The organism is Pseudomonas sp. JBR1 (assembly GCF_028198185.1).
GTDB classification, from domain to species: domain Bacteria; phylum Pseudomonadota; class Gammaproteobacteria; order Pseudomonadales; family Pseudomonadaceae; genus Chryseomonas; species Chryseomonas oryzihabitans_E.
Genome location: NZ_CP116340.1, coordinates 1,320,475 through 1,340,082, shown reverse-complemented (window position 1 = coordinate 1,340,082; position 19,608 = coordinate 1,320,475). Strand labels below are relative to the sequence as shown.

Genomic DNA, 19,608 nt, shown 5'->3' with positions numbered 1-19,608 from the left:
ATGGGTCATCCTCGTGGAGAACGCCATGGTAGGCGGCTCCCGTGGACCGCCTTGTAAAGGTCTGTAGGTCTCTTGTGAAAGAGTGTTAAGGCCTGGGCTTGAGCGCTCGGCGCTCCGTTATGCTCCGCGCTTTATTGCCGGGATGCCCCCTTGTGATGCCCTTGCTTATCGCCGAAGACGACACTGCCCTGGTCGGCCCCAGCGCCCCCTGCCTGACGCGGCAGGACTACGCCGTGACCATCATCGGGCGCGTTGAACAGGACCTGACCGAGATGTTGTGCCTAGGTCCGCAGCAAGAGGGGCTCGATACCCTGTTGCCGGGTCTGGACGGCCGGCAGGGTTGTCTGCCCAGCCGGGTGGAGAAGGTTAGATGCTCAAGATCCTGATCCGACTCTATCTCGTTCTGTTGGCGACCTATGGCGCCGCCAGCTATCTGGTGCCCGAGGCGCTGGTACAGATGTTCAGCGATCGCTATAGCCGATACAGCCTGGAGCAGATGAATGGCCCGCTGAAGCTGGTCGAGCGCACCTTTGTAGAAGCGCCGCTTTCCCGGTGGCCCACGCTGCTGGCCGATCTGAATGCCGAGATTGCGCCTCTCGCCTTGCAGTTGGGGCTGCAAACCGATCCCCGGTTGACCCGCAGCGAGCGCCACGGCTTGGCGAAGGGCGAACGGCGGGTGCGCCTTGGCGACGACGGTGATCCCAGCATCGCCCTGGTACCGCTGCCTGGCGGGCAGGTGCTCTGGGTAGCCTTTCCCGAGGCGCCCACCGACATAGCGCTGACTTATTGGGCGATGAATGCCCTAATTGGCGCGGCGCTGCTGGTCTGCCTGTACTTCTGGTTGCGGCCCCACTGGCGGGATCTGGAACGGCTCAGGCGTACCGCGGCCCGCCTGGGCAAGGGGCATCTGCAGGAACGTACCGCCATTTCGCCGCGCTCGGACATCGGCCAGCTCGCCCGGGCGTTCGATGACATGGCGCAGGACCTCGAAACCCTGATCGTGCAGCAGCGTGACCTGCTCAATGCCGTCTCCCACGAACTGCGGACGCCACTCTCGCGCCTGGAATTCGGCCTGGCGCTGCTGCAAGCCGATCCGCTCCCTGCCGAGACGCAGCGCCGGCTCGAACAGCAGATTCGTCATGTACGCGAGCTGGATGCGCTGGTCAACGAGCTGCTGTCCTACGCCCGCCTGCACGCCAGCCATGAGGCTCCCGAGCGCCAGTTGCTCAGGCTCGACGAGTTTCTGGACAGTGTCTTGGCGGATTTCAACGAGGAACAGGAAAGGCGGGGCGTCACCTTGAGCCTGAGTGTCGACCAGGCGCCGGAACGGGTGGTCCTGGCGCCGCGGCTCACTGCCCGGGCCTTGCAGAATCTGGTCGGCAACGCCCTGAGGTATTGCCAGCAGGAGGTATGGCTGACCGTATGCCGCGAGTCCGAAGGTTTGCTGATCCTGGTCGAGGACGACGGCGAAGGCATTCCGGCGGGCGAACGGGAGCGGGTATTCGAGCCCTTCTATCGGCTGGATCGCAGTCGGGATCGGACCACGGGAGGCTTCGGCCTGGGTCTGTCGATCAGTCGTCGGGCAATAGAGAAGCAGGGAGGACGGCTCACCCTGGCCCAGAGCGAAAAGGGCGGGGCGCGGTTCGCCATCCTGCTGCCCGACCACCTCCTGGCTGACGTTGAAACACCATCGCGCGCTGCTGCGCGTTACGCGGCGGACAGCGGTCCGCGCTTTTCTTCACCTTCCTGAATCAGTGACATGTCCAGTTTCCGTTCTTCCGCTCAGCCGCATGACGATCCCGCGACCCCTGACCACTATGGCGAGCTCGCCGAGCGTCACGTCTCTGCCGCCCGGGTCTTCACGCTCCTTGCTCCCCATCGAGCCGCGATCATCCTGGTGGTGCTGCTGATCGCGGTCGCCGGGATGACCGGCGTCGTCGGTCCGTTCCTGATACGCAGCATCGTCGACGATGCCTTGCCAGCGAAAGACCTCAGGCTCCTGGGCTATCTGGCGGGCGGCCTGGTCGGGGTCGCGCTGTTCAACGCCATCGCCAACCTGACGCAGACCTACGTCTCGATCCGGGTCGGCCAAAGCATCATGCACGCGCTGCGGACACGCCTCTACCAGCACCTGCAGAGCCTATCGCTGAGCTTTTTCTCCGGTACCCGCGCGGGCGAGGTCCAGGCGCGCCTGTCCAGTGACATCGCCGGTCTGCAGACCCTGCTGACCAACTCCGCCACGGATCTCGCCAAGCACCTGAGCGTGGTGGCTGCAACCCTGGTAGCGATGCTGCTGCTGGATTGGCGACTGGCCTGTGCCTCGCTGGCGGTCATTCCGCTGCTGGTCTGGATCAATGGACGCGTCGCGCAGTTACGGGAGCGCGTGACCTACCAGCAACAGGAGCAGGTGGCGGACCTGTCGGCCAATATCGCCGAGTCCCTGTCGGCCGGCGGGATCATCCTGTCGCGCACCATGGGTCGCGTGCACTACCTCGTGCACCGTTTTCAGCGGGATTCGGCAACGCTCGCCCGCCTGGAGACCCAGGCCAGCACCGCGGGACAGTGGGAGTTCGCGCTCGTCTTCCTGGCGCTGGATATCCTGCCCGCGCTGACGTTCATGGGCGGCGGCCTGTTCATCGGCCTGGGCCTGGAGGTATCCATCGGGACCCTGGTGGCCTTCATCGCCCTGCAGGAACAGCTGCTCTGGCCGCTGATCGAGATATTCGAAACCCGCATCGAGTTCGCCAAGGGCCGTGCCTTGCTGGGGCGCGTGTTCAGCTACCTGGATACGCCGGCGACGGTCACCGAGGCTGCATCGCCGGTGAGCCTAACGCGCCAGGACTTCACGCAGGGCATCCGCTTCGAGGGCGTCAGCTTCGCCTATGGCGACCGGGTCGTGCTCAAGGATCTGACGCTCGAGATACCGGCCGGCAAGCACACGGCGCTGGTCGGCCCGACCGGCTCTGGCAAGACCACGGTGTCCTACCTTATCGCGCGGCTGTACGACGTCGATCACGGTCGTATCACCTATGACGGTATCGATGTCCGCGCGCTGAGCTTCGAAACCCTGGCCAACCTGGTAGGCATCGTGACCCAGGATACCTTCCTGCTCAATGCCAGCATCGAGGCCAATCTGCGCTTCGCCAAGCCCGAGGCGAGCGAGGAGGAGTTGTGGTGGGCACTGGAACGGGCGCAGCTGGATGCGACGGTGCGCGGGCTTGCCGACGGGTTGCAGGCGGGCGTCGGTGACCGGGGCTATCAGCTGTCCGGCGGCGAGCGCCAACGCCTGTCGCTGGCGCGCATGCTGCTGCGCGATCCGCCGATCATCCTCCTCGATGAAGCGACCAGCGCCCTGGATGCCAAGACGCAGGCCGCGATGGCCAGCGCCCTGGCTTCGCTGCAGGGCCAGCGGACCTTGATCTCCATCGCGCATCGCCTGAGCACCGTCAGGCAGGCCGATCAGATTCTCGTCATTCAGGCGGGGCGGCTGGTGGAGCAGGGTACCCACGACGAGTTGGTGAGACAGCATGGGCTGTATGCAGCCATGGCGCTGAATGCCTGAACGCCTCTTAGTGGAGGAGCTGACCTCAGCGCATTGTCCGAAAGGCTTCCCGCAGGTGCGCCACGAATGCTTGCGGATCCTCCATCGCCGCGAAGTGCCCACCTTGATCGGCTTCCGCGAAGAACCGCAGATCGGCGAAGCGCCGCTCTGCCCAGCGGCGGGACAGGCGCAGCTGCTCGCCGGGAAACATGCTGACGCCGGCAGGTAGGGGTAGCGGGGCGGTGGGCATGCCATTCGCCATCTCGCGCATCGCTTCCCAGTAGAAACGCGCCGAACTGGCGCCGGCATTGGGCAGCCAATAGAGCATGATGTCGTCGAGCAGATGATCCAGCGCCAGGACGCGCTCGGGCTCGCCCGCGGTGTCCGATACATCCTGGAACAGGGCGTAGATCCAGGCCGCGAGCCCCACGGGTGAGTCGGCCAAGGCAAAGGCGACCGACTGCGGCCGGGTCGCCTGTACCTTCATGTAGCCCGAGTATTCGCGTTCGTAGCGGGTGGCATCCGCGAGCATCCGTTGCTCGTCCGGCGTAGCCTCGGCCACTTCCTGGTCGGTGGGCTGGAACATCACCATGTTCAGATGCACGCCTGCCAGGCCCGCCGGGCGCAGGTGCGCCAGGGCCGTTGTCACCGCAGCGCCCCAGTCGCCACCCTGCGCCAGCCAGTGATCGTCGTAGCCAAGCCGGCGCATGAGCTCGATCCAGGCCATGGCGGTGCGGCCAACTCCCCATCCGGATTCGCGCGGCTGGTCCGAGAAGCCAAAGCCGGGCAGGGAGGGAATCACCAGGTGGAAGGCGTCGCCCGCATCGCCCCCATGGGCGACCGGGTTGGTGAGCGGGCCTATCACCTCACGAAACTCCAGCACTGAACCTGGCCAGCCGTGGGTGAGCAGCAGCGGTGTGGCCTGCGGCTCGGGAGAGCGAACATGCAGGAAATGAATGCCGAGCCCGTCGATTTCGGTGCGGCTACTGCCCCAGCTGTTCATCAGGGCCTCAGCCGCTCGCCAGTCATAGCCCCCGCTCCAGCGCTCCACCAGGGCCTTCAGACGCTCCAGTTGCGGTCCCTGGCTCCCATCGCGAACGGTCTCGCGGTCTGGCCAGCGGGTCCGCTGGAGTCTTTCGAGCAGGTCGTGGAGCTGGGCTTGGGGCACCTGGATAGGAAAGGGCTGGATGAGATCGGTCATGGAGAGCCTCGCAGTGAAGGGCGTAGTCGCATAACTGAACGTTATCGTTCAGTTTACAGCCGCTGTCAATCCGCTTAAGGTTCGGCCATGAGTGAGATGACCAAACCACGAGGCGGGCGACCCCGTCGGGAAGAGGCAGGCGATGTCGATCGCCGATTGCTGGACGCCGCGTTCGAGCTGTTCCTGGCGCAGGGCTTTGCCGGTACCTCTTGCGAGGCGGTCGCGCGGCTCGCGGGGGCAGGCAAGGCCAGCCTCTATGCACGCTATGCCAACAAGGACCAACTGTTCGAGGCCGTGATCCGCCGCCACTCCGGAACGCTGCCGCAGATCGAGCCCCTACCTACGGGCCTGCCCCTGGCAGAGCGGTTGCGGCTGGCCGGTAAGGACATGCTGGAGCACGCCTCACGGTCGGAAACCCTGGCCATGATGCGTCTGGTCATCGCGACGGCCGATCGTTTCCCGGCGGTCGCGGCCGAGGCGACCCGCATCGGCTGGGAAGCCGGGCGCCTGCGTGTGCGGCAGGCGATCGAAGCGGGCCCGGATCGGCCGGACGACGTCGATCACCTGCTGGAGGCGTTCATCGATCTGGTGTTTGCCCCGCATCAGCTGCGGGCGCTGCTGGGTGATGACCCCCAGTGGCTACAGGCTCAGGCGGCGGACCGGATCGAGAAGGCGATCCGCCTCCTGGTCCGCTGAGCGCACCTGGCGGGTGAACGGGCCACCTTAGAGCTGTGGCCGGCCTTTTAGGGCACGTTAGCCAGATAGCCCCCTCCTGCTTGAGCGCGGAATATCCAAGGGGGTGGACGTACTCCCTCAGCCCCGATCCCGCCGCTGCGGCCTGCCGGCCAGTTGCCGGGCCAGGGCGATGAAGTTCTGCAGGGCGGGCGAAGGGTTGAAGGCGCGGCAGGCCAAGGTGATCGGAGCGGCCAGCCGGGGGCGGGCGTCCAGGATGGGGCAGTAGAAGATGCTGGATCTGTGCAACTCGGTCATGGAGGCCGGGACCGCCGAGAGACCGGCGCCGGCGGCCACCAGGCTGAGGTTGGTGAGCATGCGGTCGACTTCGAAGGCGACCCGGGGCTCGAAGCCGGCATGGCGGCAGGCGTCCAGCAGGTTGGCATACATGCCCGGCGCGCCTGGTTTGCGCACCAGGATGAAATGTTCGTCGGCCAGGGTCGCCAGTGGCAGTCCCCGGCGCTCCAGGCTTTCCAGGGACTCTTCACCGATTCCGGCGATGAGTCGGTGATTGCTCGGCAAGGCCAACAGCATCGCCTCGTTGAGCAGCCGGTGATAGGTGACACCCTCCGGCGCGCTGACGGGGGCGCGCAGGATGCCGATGTCCAATCGGCCCTCGGCTACCCGCTGGGTAAGGCCCTGGGCGTTGTCTTCGGCGATGGCGATCTCCACATCCGGGTAACTTTCTCGGTAGGCGCGGATGATGCGGGGAATAAGGGCATGGGCGGCCGCCGAACTGGTGAAGCCGAGGGCCAGGGTGCCGTCGATGCCGCGCGCGACGCGTGCCGCGCGGTGGGCGCCCTGGCCCACCCGGGCGAGGATGTCGCGGGCCTCCAGCAGGAAGGCGGCGCCCCCGGCGGTCAGGGCGACGCCCTTGGGGTGACGCAGGAAGAGGGCGAAGCCCAGCTCGTCTTCCAGGGCCCGGATCTGCTGGCTGAGTGGAGGCTGCTGCATGTTCAACCGCGCGGCGGCCCGGGTGAAATGCTGCTCCTCGGCTACCGTGACGAAGTAACGCAAATGCCGCAATTCCATTCGCTCGCAGGACCTCGTTGACGCCGGCCAGGGTGACCGATCGGTTAGGATGGGGCGCACGGTGTCTGGCGCCACCCGCACAATAATAACAACGGCAGGAGTCCGGATGATCGCGCGGATCGCTCGCAATGGCAGTGTGCAGATAGGCGTGGCCCTTGCCTGCGGTTTGCTGCTCGGACTCTGGCGTCCTGACCTGGGCGCTGCCATGAAGCCGTTGAGCGATCTGTTCCTGCGCACCCTGGGCCTGGTGATTCCCCTGCTCATGTTCGCGCTCATCGTCGCGGCCATCGCCCGGTTGGGGCGGGGTGCCGGCGCCATGGCGGCGCGCATGGTTCTCTATTTCCAGCTCATGTCGTTGCTGTCCCTGCTGGTCGGCGTACTGGTTGGCCTGCTGATCCACCCGGGTACCGCCACCGGGCTAGGCCCCGTACCCATCGACTGGAACGGCGCGGAACCCGCGGACCCGCTGCTGCCGAGTGCCGCCACGCCCTTGCCGAGTCTGCTCGACAGCCTGCCAGGTACCCTGGTGGGCGCCTTTACCCAGAGCGCCATGCTGCCCATGCTGTGCCTGGCCATCGCCCTGGGGCTGGTGCTGCGCGGCCTGGGCGAGCGGGGTATGCCGTGGCTCGCCGGGATCGAACAGGCCTTGGCGCTACAGTTGCGGCTGCTGCGCCTGTTTCTCCGACTGGCGCCCCTCGCCGCCTTTGGTGCCATGGCCTTCACCGTCTCACGTTATGGCGGCGCTTCCCTGTGGCCCCTCCTGAAGTTCCTGGTCTCGGTCTATCTCGCCGCCCTGTGTTTCATCTGCGGCGTGCTGGGGCTGGTGGCGCGGCTCTGTGGCTTTTCGCTGCTGCGCCTGATCGTCTGGTTGAGGCGCGAGTTGCTGCTGGTGGCGGTCACCGGCTCCTCGGTCGCGGCCTTGCCGTTGCTGATCGGTCGCCTCGAACGCGCCGGGTGTCCGACGGAGCTGGTGCGGCTGTCGCTCACCACCGGCTACACCTTCAACCTGGCGGGCTCGAATCTGTATATCGCGGTGGCACTGCTGTTCCTGACCCAGTTCGCTAGCGTGGAGCTGTCAGCCGCGCAACTGGCCATTTTCATCATCGTCGGTTTGATCACCACCCTGGGTTCGACCAGTGTCGCCGGTTCGGCTTTTCTGACCTTGGCGGCGACCCTGTCGATCCTGCACTTCGTGCCAGTGGAGGCGGTCGGCCTGTTGCTGGGCGTCGAGCGACTGATGAAATGTCGGTCGCTCACCAATGTGCTGGGTAACTGCGTCGCCTGCCTGGCGCTGGCGCGCTGGCAGGGGACGCTGGACCGGCCACGACTGGCGGCCGCGCTCGCCTCCTGAGCCGGGCGAGTCGATCAGTTCTTCAGCAGCTTGCCGAAGGCCTGGTCGAGGGCGGTATCGGCCTCGGCCAACCGCTGACGCCGGGCCTTGGTCCAGTCGACATCGGCCCGCAGGGCCTGTTTCGCCTCGCCGAGCATACGTTGCACCTCGGCCGGTTGCGGACCACCGGTACCGACCCGCGTCTTGACCATGTTGGTCGGAGAAAGCGCGTTGCGGAATTCGGCTTCCTGCAGCGGCAGGCTGGTCTCCTTCCACTGGTACTTCTCGGCAGCCTGGGTGTAGAGCTGCCGGGCCTTGGCGAAGGGAAAGGTCTTGGGCGTGTAGCCTTCGTTGCGGGCTTCCGTGACGATCAGCGAGGCGAAGCTGTGACCGATGCGGAAGGGCACCTTGTGCGCCCGCTCCAGGGTATCGGCCAACTCCATCGAGGTGGTCCATTCGTTCTCGAGTTCTTCGAGGGCGCGTTGTGGATTGACCTTCAGGGCGTCGAGCACGCGGTCCATGCTGGTGAACATGCCGATGGCCGACTCATAGAAATTCAGGTCATCGAAGGCGAACTTGTAGTCCGTCATCCCGGTGGTCACGTTGTGCGCGCGCAGGGTGATGGTCTGCGCCAGGCCGATGGTGTCCGAGGCGGCTTCCCGGGTGCGCATCAACAGCCCCGGATTGCGTTTCTGCGGCATGGCGCTGCTGGTGTAGGTGGAGCCTTCCTCCAACAGTAGCCAGGGGCGGATCTGGTGGTACTGGGTGTGGATGTCACCGATCATCGCGCCGAGACGGATCGCCGAGGAAGCGGCGATATCGGCGGCTTCGATGGGGATGTCGTAGGTGGAGACCTGGCTGGAATCCAGCGAGTTCTGGCGCACGCCATCGAAGCCGAGCAGGCTGGCGAGGCGCTCGCGATTGAGCGGGTAGGCGGAGTTGGCCAGTACGGCGGTACCCATCGGGCTGAGGTTGAGGCGCTGATAGAGCTGGGCGATGCGCTGGGCGTCGCGGGCGAAGGAATCGGCGTAGGCGAGCAGATAGTGGGCGTAGGAGATCGGCATCGCCTGGACGCCGTTGGTATAGGCCGGCACCAGGGTATCGACGTTGGCGGCGGCGAGGGTCAGCAGGCGCTGACGGGTCGCGTTCACGGCGTCGCTGTAGGCCAGCACCTGGCTACGCAGGGACGCCAGGCGGTAGGTGGCATAGATGTCCTGGCGACTGCGGCCCGAGTGGATCAGCGAGGCTTCCGGACCGATCTTGTCGGTCATGATCTTTTCCAGCTGGAGCACGTCGCTGGGTCGCTTGCCGTCCGGCCGAGCGCCCTGGTCGATGGCGAATTCGACCCCGCCGGCGATCTTGCGTCCCATCTCCGGGGTGACGATGCCTTCCTCGGTCAGCATCACGATGGACGCCTTGTTGATGCGGTTCAGTCCGTCGAACTGGTCTTCGACGCCTCCAACGCGGGCGCCGCTGTGGGTGACGGTGCCGCCGATCCTGGCGACCTCGGCCTTGCACTCGGCGGTGGTCTTGCAGGGCGCGTCGGCGGTGTTGGCGGCCAGCGCCGGAGTCCCGGCGGCCAGGGCGATGAACAGGGCAAGCGGTAGTAAACGCGGGGTAGCGAGCATGGTCGATGGTCCTTTCGGGGCGGGATCGGGGCCGGTGCGGAGGCGCGGCCGGCCGTGGCGTCAGAGCAGGGGCAGGGTGTAGCTGAGGATCAGGCGGTTCTGGTCGAGGTCGGTATCGTTACGGCTGCGGTAGCTGCCGTTGCGCCAGCGCACCTTGACGTTCTTCAGGGCGCCCGTCTGGACGGTGTATTCCAGCTCGGTATCGCGCTCCCACTCCTTGCCGGCGATCCCGCCGGGTCCGTCGAAATGGTCGCCCTTGAGATAGCGGGTCATGAAGGCGAGTCCCGGAAGGCCCCAGGCCGTGAAGTCGTAGTCGTAGCGCACCTGCCAGGAGCGCTCGCCCGGATTGGCGAAGTCCGGCGACAGCATCACGTAGTTGACCAGGTACGAATCGGTGCCGTTGAGATGGGGAAAGCCGGTCTCGCCGTGCATCTGCTGGTAGGCGGCGCCGAAGGCATGATGGCCGAGGTTGTAGGTGAACTTGGCTCCATAGGCATCGTTGTCGACGTTGGTGCCGCCGTCCTGGCGCGAGCGGGCATAACGCAGATCCGTCTCCAGCGACTGGTTCTTGCCGAGCGGCAGGACGTGCAGCACGTTGAACATATGCTGTTCATAGTTCTGGTCGAGATGACCGTAGTCGTAGACGGTGGTGAGCTGCTTGGTCCATTTGTAGCTCAGCCCGGCGAAGTCGAACTGGTCACTCGGTCGGCCGCCGCGAATGCCGCTGCCCGACACGGTCATGTCCTCGTTCGCGCTGTCGTTGCGGACCCGGTTCTGGGTCAGGCGCCCGGCGTTGAAGGTGAGGTTGTCCAGTTCCTTGGACACCAGCTGGGCGCCCTGGAAAGTCTGCGGCAGCAGGCGCGAATTGCTGCTGCGGATGGTTTGCAGCCGGGGAATCAGGGTGCCGACCTTCAGGGTGCTCTTGGACACCCGGACCTTGCCGGTCAGCCCGAGCTTGCTGTAGTCGTCGGGCGCTCGCTCATCGCCCACCGGCAGCAGACCGGTGTTCTGCCGATCCGGCCCCGAATCCAGCTTGAGGCCGAGCATGCCCAGGGCGTCGATACCGAAGCCTACCGGGCCCTCGGTGAAGCCGGATTCGTAGTTGAGAATGAAGCCCTGGGCCCATTCCTCCCGCTTGGATTGCCGAGCGCCGGATTGGCGATAGTCGCCGTTGAAGTAGAAGTTGCGCAGCTCCAGGTCGGCCTTGCTGTCGGCGAACAGCTCGGCGGAGGCATCGAGGGGAAGGAAGGAGGCGAGGGCGGCGGTACCGACCCCGAGTGCTAGCGGTGACAGGCGCATGGTGGGTTCCTTGACGCGTTATTGTTATTGGGCGCGTTGGGTCGTGAGGCGATAGCCGCTCACGACGGGAACCTTAAGGACTTTACGGAAATATTAAAAATATATGAAAAGTCGTGGGTGAATACTTTTTGAGTATGGCCCCGAGGGGCGAAAAGGATGTCATTGCTCTGCTGCTGATGGCCGGGTCGAGGTCCTTGCCAAGTCTTGCTGGATGCGGGGGTAGCGATCCGCGCTGGGTATCAGCGGACGATGACCGGTGAAACGGCTGGCGCGTCGCCTGCTGAAAAGAACCGGTGCTCTCTGATCGTCAAGAGTTGGCTCAGACGGCAGATCCACCGGTCACGGGTGCGACGCTGCCGTCCTCAATCTTCGCTGGAGGCGAAGCCCTCGAGCCAGCGCGCTTCCGAACAGAGCAGGTGGTGGCGCATGGCGGTCTGGGCACCGATCAGGTCGCGGGCTTCCACGGCGCGCAGGATGGCTTCGTGTTCGGCCACGGCGACGCCCCAGGTCTTCTGGCTTTCGGTCTGCTCGGCGACGTGGGTGGAGAGGGGGCTATGGCGCTCGTCGAACAGCGAGGTGATGATGCGTACCAGCGTGGAGTTGCCGCTCATCCGGGCCAGGCGGCAGTGGAACTTGCGATCGTCCTCCATGGGCGAAAGTCCCTGGGCGATCTTGTCGCTCATGTTCTGGATGCACTTCGCCAGGTAGCGGTAATCGGCCTTGCCGCCCACGGAACAGGCCAGCACGATGGTCGCGCCCTCGATCATGGCCCGGGCGTGCATCAGCTCCGAAGGACTCTCGCCAAGGGTGGAGGTACGTGCTCCGGTGTTCAGCAGGGCCGCGTTCACATAGATCCCGGAGCCCTGGCGGACCTCGATGTTGCCTTCGATTTCCAGGGCGATCAGGGCTTCGCGCAGCGATGGCCGGGAGACGCCCAGCAGCTGGGCCAGGTCGCGCTCCGGCGGCAGACGGGTACCGGCTTCGATGGCGCCCTCGCGGATGTGCTGGCGCAGGCGATCCGCGATCTTCTGGTAGAGCTTTCTTTCAGTGGTGGCAGTGGGCAGCGTCATTGATGAAACCTGCATCTTCAAGGGCTTCAGTATCTCATGGGCTACCCGGTTCGGCGCCAGCGGCTCAGGGCAGGGCGGCCAGCTCGAACAGCGGCGTCGCCAGCTGCCACTTCTCCGATCCCGCCTCGGGTGAGGACAGCTGATAGCGCGCCATCAGGGTTTCCCATTCCTGGATCCTGGGATTGCGCTGTTCCAGCTCGTGCAGGCGGTCGAAGGAGAAGTCCGGCCCGGCTTCGAGCAGCATGGTCAGCCGACAGCCGAGGCGCCAGATGGTCATGTTGGCGACGCCGGCTTCGCGCAGATGGGCGATGACCTCGGGCCAGACCGCCGCGTGCTGGCGTTCGTATTCGGCGATGAGCGCGGGGTCGTCCCGCAGGTCCAGCAGCAGACAGTAGCGTGTCATGTTCTCGCTCCTCGGCCGGTGGCGGCCGATCAGACCCGTTCAGATTTCGACGATGGCTTTGACGACGCCACGGGCCGGGTCCAGCAGCTCCGCGAAACGGGTGGGCAGCTCGGCCAGTTGCAGGCGATGGGTGTTGAGTGCCGCGTCCGGGATCAGGCGCTCGCGCAGGCAGCGCTCGACGTGCTGGAAATCCTCGGCGGTGGCGTTGCGACTGCCCAGCAGGGTGGTCTCGCGCTTGTGGAACTCGGGATCGGCGAAGCGGATGTGGTCCTTGACCACCGAGATCAGCACATAGCTGCCGGCATGGGCGACGAATTCGAAACCGCGCTCGATGGCGCGGGCGTTGCCGGTGGCGTCGAACACCACGTCGAAGAAGTCGCCATCGGTCAGCCGCGCCAGTTCGTCCTTGTCGCCGTCACCGACGGTCACCGTGGCCGCGACCTGCAGGTGCTGGCGACAGAATTCCAGGCGATCGGCGCGGGTGTCGAGGACGGTGACCTGAGCCCCGGCGATGCCGGCGAAGATCGCCGCCGCCATGCCGATCGGACCGGCGCCCACCACCAGCACGCGCTGGGCCTGGCCCAGCCCCGAACGGCGCACGGCGTGGGCGCCGATGGCGAGAAATTCCACCATCGCCGCCTGGTCGAGGGTGAGGCCCTCGGCCTTGAAGACGAAGCGGTCGGGCAGACTGAGGTACTCGGTCAAGGCGCCGTCACGATGCACGCCCAGGACCGCGATCCTGGTGCAGCAGTTGGTCTTGCCCTGGCGGCAGGCGATGCACTGGCCGCAGGACAGGTAGGGCACCACATAGACAATATCCCCCGCCTGCAGGCGCCCGCTGTCGTCGGTTTCCTCGACGATGCCGGAAATCTCGTGGCCCATCACCCGCGGGTATTCCAGATAGGGCTGGTTGCCTTCGTAGATGTGCAGGTCGGTCCCGCAGACGCCGACCCGCCGGATGCGGATCAGGGTTTCGCCTGTGCCACGCGCGGGCTTGGGAGTATCGCGGGAGACCAGCAGGCCGGGTTTTTCACAGATGACGGTCAGCATGATGAAACTCCGCATCGCTCGGGATGCACGTTGGATTCGTGGCGATGCTTTCGCCGGGAATGACCGCGAGCGGTCGGCTTCGTCGGTAGAGGGCGGCAGTGGCGCCGACCAGGAGATGGACCTGGCAGGGCAGTCTCATGCCGGGTTTCCTGGCACGGGGGCAGCATCGTCCAGCAAGCCGCGTTGCTTGAGGGTGTTCCAGAAAGCCACCGGGATCGGCGTCTGCAGCCAGGCGACGTTGGTGCTGACCTGCTCGGCGCTGCGGGCGCCGATGACGCAGGACACCACCGCTGGGTGCGCCAGCGGAAACTGCAGGGCCGCCGCTGCCAGGGGTATCGCGAATTCGGTGCAGACCTCCTGCAACGCTCCGACCTTGGCCACCACCGCCGCCGGCGCGACGCCATAGTCGAAATGCTGGCCACCGGCGAGAATCCCAGAATTGAAGACGCCACCGGCGACGATGGCATTGCCGCCGGCAACGCAGCGGTCGAGCAGTGGGCGCAGGCTCTGCTGCTCCAGCAGGGTGTAGCGGCCCGCCAGCAGGGTACAGTCCAGCTGGCATTCACCCATGCTTTCGACGACGATTTCCCATTCGTTTACGCCCAGTCCGATCGCCCGGACCTGGCCACTGCTGCGCAACTGCTCCAGTGCCCGAAAACCTCCGCCCTGGGTCAGGGCCTGCCAGTGCAGGTCATGCCGCTCGCCATGGGTGCGGCGACCGATGTCGTGCACATAGAGGATGTCGATGCGTGACAGCCCTAGCCGCTGCAGGCTGTCTTCATGGGATCTCAGGATGGCGTCGTAGCTGTAGTCGTAGACCGGCTTGAAGGGCAATGGACGGGCCCAGCCGTCATCGTTCGCGCGCTCGCTGCCGTTGGGGGAGAGCAGCCGGCCCACCTTGCTGCTGAGCACGAACTCATCGCGCTCCTGTTCGTCGAGAACGGTCCCGAGGCGATGCTCCGAGCGGCCATGGCCGTAGAAGGGCGCCGTATCGAAGTAGCGGATACCCTGCTGCCAGGCGTTCGCCAAGGTATCGACGGCCTGCTGCACCGGCATCTCCTGATGCAGCCCGCCCAGCTGGGAACAGCCGAGCCCGAGTACCGGGAGCGTCAGGGGGCTTCCGGCCAAATGTCTCCGCTCAGAGAGGTTCATCGCCAGGCCTCCGTTCAATACAGCACGTTGCGGGCGTCGGCGCTATCCAGGTTGGCCTTGTCGATGAGCAGGACGCCGGTGTCGATGAACTTGGGCACCTTTTGCTTCTCGATCACCTTGATCACCGTGGCGACCGATTCCAGGCCCATGCGATAGGAGCTCTGCACCACGATGGCGTCCAGGGTGCCGTCGCGCACGAAGCCCTGCAGGTCCTCGTTGCCGTCGAAGCCGATGGCCTGCAGCTTGCCGGCCTTGCCGGACTGGGCGATGGCCCGCGCCATGCCGACCGCGGTGGGTTCGTTGGCGCCGTAGATGCCCTTGAGGTCGGGATTGGAGGCCAGGACGTCGGTGGTCTGGTTGAGGGCGTTGGCCATCTGCGACTGGGAATAGAAGGGGCCCACCACGGTCAGCTGCGAATGCTGCTCCAGGTATTTGCGGAAGCCGCCGACCCGGCCCACTTCCGAGCCGGTGCCCGGCACATAGGACATGATGGCGATCTTGCCGGTCTTGCCGACCTTCTCGATCATGCGCTGGGCGGACAGCTCGCCGGCCTTGTTGTTGTCGGTGGAGAGAAAGGACTGGTAGTAGGGCGCGCCGCTTTCCGCCACCGAGGAGTCGATCAGCACCACCGGGATATGGGCTTCCCAGGCCTGCTTGATGGCCGGGACCAGGGCGTCCGGGTCGGACGGCGCCAGCACGATGCCCGAGACGCCGCGGTTGACGGCATTGACCACCATGTTCACCTCGTCGGCGATCGCCGATTCCGAGGCCGGTCCCTGGAAGGTGACCTTGTAGCTGGTGTGCTGCTTGGCCGTTTCCTGCACGCCCTTCTGCACGTTCTGCCAGTAATTGGAGTTGGCACTCTTGACGATGACGGCGATCTCGCCGTTACCGGCCAGCGCCAGGGAGGTCGCGGCGGAGAGGGCGACACCCAGGACCACTTTCTTGAAGTTTTTCATCGGTCGTTCCTTGTTGTTGTTATCGAGGGTTCACTTCTTGCGGTTGCGGAGCTGGTCGATACAGACGGTCAGCAGGATCACCAGGCCGATGATGATCTGCTGGGTGAAACTGGAGACGCCGAGCATGTTGAGGCCGTTGCGCAGCACGCCGATGGTGAAGGCGCCGATCAGGGTGCCCGACACGCTGCCGATGCCACCGGAGAGGGAGGTGCCGCCGATCACCGCGCTGGCGATGGCGTCCAGTTCGTACATCACCCCTTCGTTCGGCTGGGCGGTGACCAGGCGCGACATCAGCACCGCGCCGGTCAGGCCGGCCAGCACGCCGGACAGCACATAGGTGAAGAGCGTGACCGCGCGCACCTTGACCCCGGAGAGCCGGGCCGCTTCGGCGTTCGAGCCCACGGCATAGATGTGGCGGCCCAGGCGGGTACGGCTGAGCACCAGCCACAGGGCGATGGCCAGGACGATCATGATGATCACCGGGTAGGGGATGCCCGGAAAGATCACGTTGGGAAAGCCGTCGTCGCCGATGCGCTCGATGCGGCCCAGGGTGCCGTTGCCGAGCACGCCAAAGGCCGCGCCGAGTCCGGAAATGGGCTGGGCATCGGTCAGGCGCAGCGCCAGGCCGCGGGCCACCAGCATCATGCCCAGGGTGGCGATGAAGGGCGGCAGCTTGACCAGGGTCACGAACAGACCGTTGATCGCGCCGCAGATCCCGCCGACGATCAGGCCCACCAGGATGCCCACCTCGATGGACGCGCCGGCCTTGACTGCCATGGCGTTGGCCACGCCGGCCAGGGCCAGCACCGAGCCCACCGAGAGGTCAATGCCGCCGGTGATGATCACCGCCGTCGCACCGAGGCCGAGAAAGGCGATGGAGGTGACCTGCAAGGCCACGCTCATGCCGTTGCCCATGGTGAGGAAGGCACTGCTCATGGAGGAAAACACCGCGATCAGGGCCAGCAGGCTGACCAGGGCGCCAAACTTCTGCAGAAATTCTTTTTGTTTTTCGGTCATTTCTCTGTCTCGCTCGACACGCGTGGACGAGCTGCCGTCAGTGCGACGTGCAGCCGGAGGCGTAGTGCATGATCTGGTCCTGGGACGTGGCCCGGGTCTCGACGTCGCCGGTCAGGCGGCCTTCGTGGAAGACCAGGATCCGATCACTCATGCCCAGCAGTTCGGGCAGCTCCGAACTGATCAGGACGACGCCGATACCCTGGGCGGCCAGCTGGTCCATCATTTCGTAGATGGCGTACTTGGCGCCGACGTCGATGCCCCGGGTGGGCTCGTCGAAGAACATGATCCTGGCATCCCGGAACAGCCATTTGCCGATGATGATCTTTTGCTGGTTGCCGCCCGAGAGGTAGCGGGTGACCTTGTCGATCGAGGGCGTGCGAATGTCCAGCCGCCGCACGTAGTCCTGGGCGACCCGCGCCTCCTCGCCGAAGCGGATGAAGCCCAGCGGCCCGCAGAGGGCATCCAGATTGGCCAGGGTCAGGTTATGCGCCAGGGTCATCTTGACCGCCAGGCCGTCCTTCTTGCGGTCTTCGGACAGGTAGGCGATGCCCTGGTCGATGCCGTCGCGCGGACTGCGGATAGTGACCGCGCGGCCGTTGATTTCCACCTGGCCGGCATCCAGCCGGTCGGCGCCAAAGATCGCCCGGGCGATCTCGGTGCGCCCGGCGCCCATGAGACCAGCGAAGCCGAGGATCTCGCCGCGACGCAATTCGAAGCTGATGTCCTGGAAGACCCCTTTGCGGGCCAGGCCTTGCGCCCGCAGCAGTACCTCGCCGGTAGGCACCGAGGTGCGCGGCGGGAATTTCTCGTCGAGGGAGCGCCCGACCATGCCCGCCACGATGGCGTCGACACTGGTGTCGGCAAAGCGCTGGGTGGAGACGTAGCGGCCGTCGCGCAGTATGGTCACCCGGTCGACGATGTGGCGCATCTCGTCCAGCCGGTGGGAGATGTAGAGCATGCCGACGCCGCGCGCCTTGAGGTCCTGGATGACCTTGAACAGCGCCTGGGTCTCGCTTTCGGTCAGCGAGGAGGTCGGTTCGTCGAGGATGAGCACCCGGGCGTCCAAGGACAGCGCCTTGGCGATCTCCACCATCTGCTGCTGGGCCACCGACAGCTTGGCCACCGGGGCGCGGGGGCTGATGGCCACGCCCAGGCGGGCTAGGCAGGCTTCGGTGTCCGCCTGCATCTTGCGTCTGTCGATCAGGCCGAAGCGCACCGGCTCGCGGGCCAGGAAGATGTTTTCCGCCACCGTGAGGTGAGGCACCAGGTTGAGTTCCTGGTGAATGATGGCGATGCCGACATGCTCGGCTTCCGACACGGACTTGAAGTGCCGCTCTTCACCGAGGTAGCGGATCCGCCCCTCGTCCGGCGGCTGCTGGCCGCTGACGATCTTCATCAGGGTGGACTTGCCGGCGCCGTTCTCGCCGCAGATGGCGTGGACTTCACCCGGGTAGAGGCTGAGGCTGACGTCGTCGAGGGCCACGACGCCGGGAAAGCGCTTGGAAATGTTTTCGAGCGTCAGGCAGGGCGAGGGCGCTGGCGGTACGGGGCCGCCACCTTCGCCGCGGGGCGATGGGGTATCCAGCATGGTGCTCTCTCTTGTTGTTGTTTTAGGGTCGTTGCCCTATGTGAGATCCATGGCAGGGAAGCTACACCCCCGTTCGGATATCTGGCAAGACCAATTGGATTTTTTCAAATTGGTCTTGCCAGATTGCAGCTTGGTTGGTGAAAGCCTTGTTGCGCAGGGCAGGCGATGGGTGACGGATGGACTAGGCGTTCAGTGCGGCGCGGCTTGGTGGAGGGACTGGCGCGGGAGGAAGACGGAAAGGGTAGACCAGCAGGCGTAGCGTCTGGGCCATCTGAAGTGTCTGGAGAAAGGCGCTTTGGGTGGCCCGCGTTATTCAGGCCGGGCCACCGACCGAGATGTCCTAGCGCACCGGCGCAGCCGCCGCGGCGCGCCCCGGGCGGGCGTCGCGGAAGGTGACCAGAAAGGCCAGCAATACACCCAGGGAGAACACCGCCGGGAATAGCCAGATGCCTTGCCAGTCATGGCCGGTGCCGCTGGCATAGTGATCCGAGACCATCCCGGCGACCCAGAAGCCGACCAGCATGCCCACGCCATAGGTGGCCAGGGTGATCAGGCCCTGGGCGGCGCTCTTGTTCGCCTCGCCGGCCTTGGCATCGGTGTAGATCTGGCCGGAGACGAAGAAGAAGTCGTAGCAGACGCCGTGCAGGGCGATGCCCAGCAGCAGGTAGGCGAGGGCGTCACCTTGGGCGCCCAGGGCGAAGCAGCCATAGCGTACGGCCCAGGCGAGCATCCCCACCAGCAGGGTCCGCTTGAGGCCGAAGCGGCGGATGAACAGCGGCAGCAGCAGCATGAAACCGACTTCGGACACCTGGCCCAGGGTCATCATGCCGGTGGGGTTGGCGACCCCCAGTTCGGCCAGGAAGAGGTTGGCGTTCTGGTAATAGAAGGCCAGCGGGATACAGATCAGCACCGAGGCGGCAAAGAAGACGGCGAAGCTGCGGTCCTTGAGCAGGCGCAGGGCGTCCAGGCCGAGCGCTGCGCCCAGGCCCTGGCTGGCGGACGGCAGCGGTGCGGTCCGCGGCAGGCTGAAACTGTAGAGCCCGAGGATGAGGGAGGCGCCAGCACCGAGCAGGAAGGTGTTGCGCAGGGCACCGGCGGCGATGCCGGTGCGGCTGTCCCAGGCGAAGACGAAACTGATGGCCAACCCCGCGGCGATCCAGCCCAGGGTGCCCCAGACGCGAATCTTGGCGAACTGGCGGGCCGGATCGGCCAGATGACGGAAGGCCACCGAGTTGGCCAGTGCCAGGGTCGGCATGTAGCAGAGCATGTAGGCCAGCACCAGCGGATAGAAGGTGGCGAAGTCGGCGGCCGCATAGAGCTGGTAGAGCAGGACCGCACCGACCAGGTGCAGCAGGCCGAGGATGCGCTCGGCATTGAAATAGCGATCGGCGATCAGGCCAACCACGAAGGGCGCCAGGATCGCCCCCCACGACTGGGTGGCGAAGGCCTGGCCGATCTGGCCGCCATTGGCGCCGAGGGTGTTGCCAAGAAAGGTGGCGAGGGTGACGAACCAGCTGCCCCAGATAAAGAACTGCAGGAACATCAGGGTGCTCAGGCGTAGCGAAAGTGCGTTCATCGTCGATTCCTTGTTGTGGGTTATGTGACG

At 65.6% G+C, this 19,608-nt stretch carries 17 protein-coding genes; 5 read left to right on the top strand and 12 right to left on the bottom strand.

The annotated features are described in order from the left end of the window. Positions 1 to 155 precede the first annotated feature (155 nt). Genes PJ259_RS06385 through PJ259_RS06375 form a run of 3 tightly spaced genes read left to right on the top strand, consistent with a single transcriptional unit; the run spans position 156 to position 3,562 of the window. Positions 156 to 386: a hypothetical protein gene (locus PJ259_RS06385; protein WP_271655168.1), complete on the top strand. Its 231-nt coding sequence runs from the start codon at positions 156 to 158 to the stop codon at positions 384 to 386. Continuing rightward, entirely contained in the window at positions 371 to 1,750 is a 1,380-nt protein-coding gene (locus PJ259_RS06380; RefSeq protein WP_271655167.1) for an ATP-binding protein, read from the top strand. The genes PJ259_RS06385 and PJ259_RS06380 overlap by 16 nt, the downstream gene beginning before the upstream one ends. Positions 1,751 to 1,759: 9 nt before the next feature. Further along, positions 1,760 to 3,562: an ABC transporter ATP-binding protein gene (locus PJ259_RS06375; RefSeq protein WP_271655166.1), complete on the top strand. Its 1,803-nt coding sequence runs from the start codon at positions 1,760 to 1,762 to the stop codon at positions 3,560 to 3,562. A 25-nt stretch (positions 3,563 to 3,587) separates the two neighbouring features. On the opposite strand, the gene PJ259_RS06370 is transcribed toward PJ259_RS06375, so the two are convergent. After that, entirely contained in the window at positions 3,588 to 4,742 is a 1,155-nt protein-coding gene (locus tag PJ259_RS06370; RefSeq protein WP_271655165.1) for an epoxide hydrolase family protein, read from the bottom strand. Positions 4,743 to 4,829: 87 nt separating this feature from the next. Here PJ259_RS06370 and PJ259_RS06365 point away from each other — a divergent pair, with 87 nt between their 5' ends. Continuing rightward, positions 4,830 to 5,438: a TetR/AcrR family transcriptional regulator gene (locus PJ259_RS06365; protein WP_271655164.1), complete on the top strand. Its 609-nt coding sequence runs from the start codon at positions 4,830 to 4,832 to the stop codon at positions 5,436 to 5,438. A 117-nt stretch (positions 5,439 to 5,555) separates the two neighbouring features. Here PJ259_RS06365 and PJ259_RS06360 read toward each other — a convergent pair whose 3' ends face one another. Then, positions 5,556 to 6,506 (bottom strand): LysR family transcriptional regulator, encoded by a 951-nt coding sequence (locus tag PJ259_RS06360; RefSeq protein ID WP_271655163.1) that lies wholly within the window; start codon positions 6,504 to 6,506, stop codon positions 5,556 to 5,558. 106 nt (positions 6,507 to 6,612) lie between these two features. Here PJ259_RS06360 and PJ259_RS06355 point away from each other — a divergent pair, with 106 nt between their 5' ends. Then, positions 6,613 to 7,857 carry a cation:dicarboxylate symporter family transporter gene (locus PJ259_RS06355; protein ID WP_271655162.1) on the top strand — a complete coding sequence of 415 codons (1,245 nt, stop codon included), beginning with the start codon at positions 6,613 to 6,615 and terminating at the stop codon, positions 7,855 to 7,857. Positions 7,858 to 7,871: 14 nt separating this feature from the next. Here the strand turns inward: PJ259_RS06355 and PJ259_RS06350 are convergent, their stop codons facing one another. From PJ259_RS06350 to PJ259_RS06305, 10 genes are all read right to left on the bottom strand, one after another. Continuing rightward, a complete protein-coding gene (locus PJ259_RS06350; RefSeq protein WP_271655161.1) occupies positions 7,872 to 9,464 on the bottom strand; it encodes an argininosuccinate lyase in 1,593 nt (530 codons plus the stop codon). 60 nt (positions 9,465 to 9,524) lie between these two features. Then, positions 9,525 to 10,763 (bottom strand): OprD family porin, encoded by a 1,239-nt coding sequence (locus PJ259_RS06345; RefSeq protein WP_271655160.1) that lies wholly within the window; start codon positions 10,761 to 10,763, stop codon positions 9,525 to 9,527. 362 nt (positions 10,764 to 11,125) lie between these two features. Further along, a complete protein-coding gene (locus PJ259_RS06340; protein ID WP_271655159.1) occupies positions 11,126 to 11,833 on the bottom strand; it encodes a FadR/GntR family transcriptional regulator in 708 nt (235 codons plus the stop codon). 64 nt (positions 11,834 to 11,897) lie between these two features. Beyond that, on the bottom strand, positions 11,898 to 12,236 hold the full coding sequence (locus tag PJ259_RS06335; protein WP_208691528.1) for an L-rhamnose mutarotase: 339 nt from the start codon (positions 12,234 to 12,236) through the stop codon (positions 11,898 to 11,900). 39 nt (positions 12,237 to 12,275) lie between these two features. Beyond that, positions 12,276 to 13,286, bottom strand: a complete 1,011-nt coding sequence (locus PJ259_RS06330) for a zinc-binding alcohol dehydrogenase family protein (RefSeq protein WP_271655158.1) — start codon at positions 13,284 to 13,286, stop codon at positions 12,276 to 12,278. A 135-nt stretch (positions 13,287 to 13,421) separates the two neighbouring features. After that, positions 13,422 to 14,438 carry an aldo/keto reductase gene (locus PJ259_RS06325; RefSeq protein WP_271655157.1) on the bottom strand — a complete coding sequence of 339 codons (1,017 nt, stop codon included), beginning with the start codon at positions 14,436 to 14,438 and terminating at the stop codon, positions 13,422 to 13,424. Positions 14,439 to 14,452: 14 nt separating this feature from the next. Further along, a complete protein-coding gene (locus PJ259_RS06320) occupies positions 14,453 to 15,397 on the bottom strand; it encodes an ABC transporter substrate-binding protein (protein ID WP_059315225.1) in 945 nt (314 codons plus the stop codon). 30 nt (positions 15,398 to 15,427) lie between these two features. Further along, positions 15,428 to 16,414 carry an ABC transporter permease gene (locus PJ259_RS06315; protein ID WP_027602020.1) on the bottom strand — a complete coding sequence of 329 codons (987 nt, stop codon included), beginning with the start codon at positions 16,412 to 16,414 and terminating at the stop codon, positions 15,428 to 15,430. 37 nt (positions 16,415 to 16,451) lie between these two features. After that, positions 16,452 to 18,002, bottom strand: coding sequence for a sugar ABC transporter ATP-binding protein (locus PJ259_RS06310; protein ID WP_271655156.1), 1,551 nt, complete (start codon positions 18,000 to 18,002; stop codon positions 16,452 to 16,454). Positions 18,003 to 18,342: 340 nt separating this feature from the next. Then, entirely contained in the window at positions 18,343 to 19,578 is a 1,236-nt protein-coding gene (locus PJ259_RS06305) for a nucleoside permease (RefSeq protein WP_271655155.1), read from the bottom strand. Positions 19,579 to 19,608 lie beyond the last annotated feature (30 nt).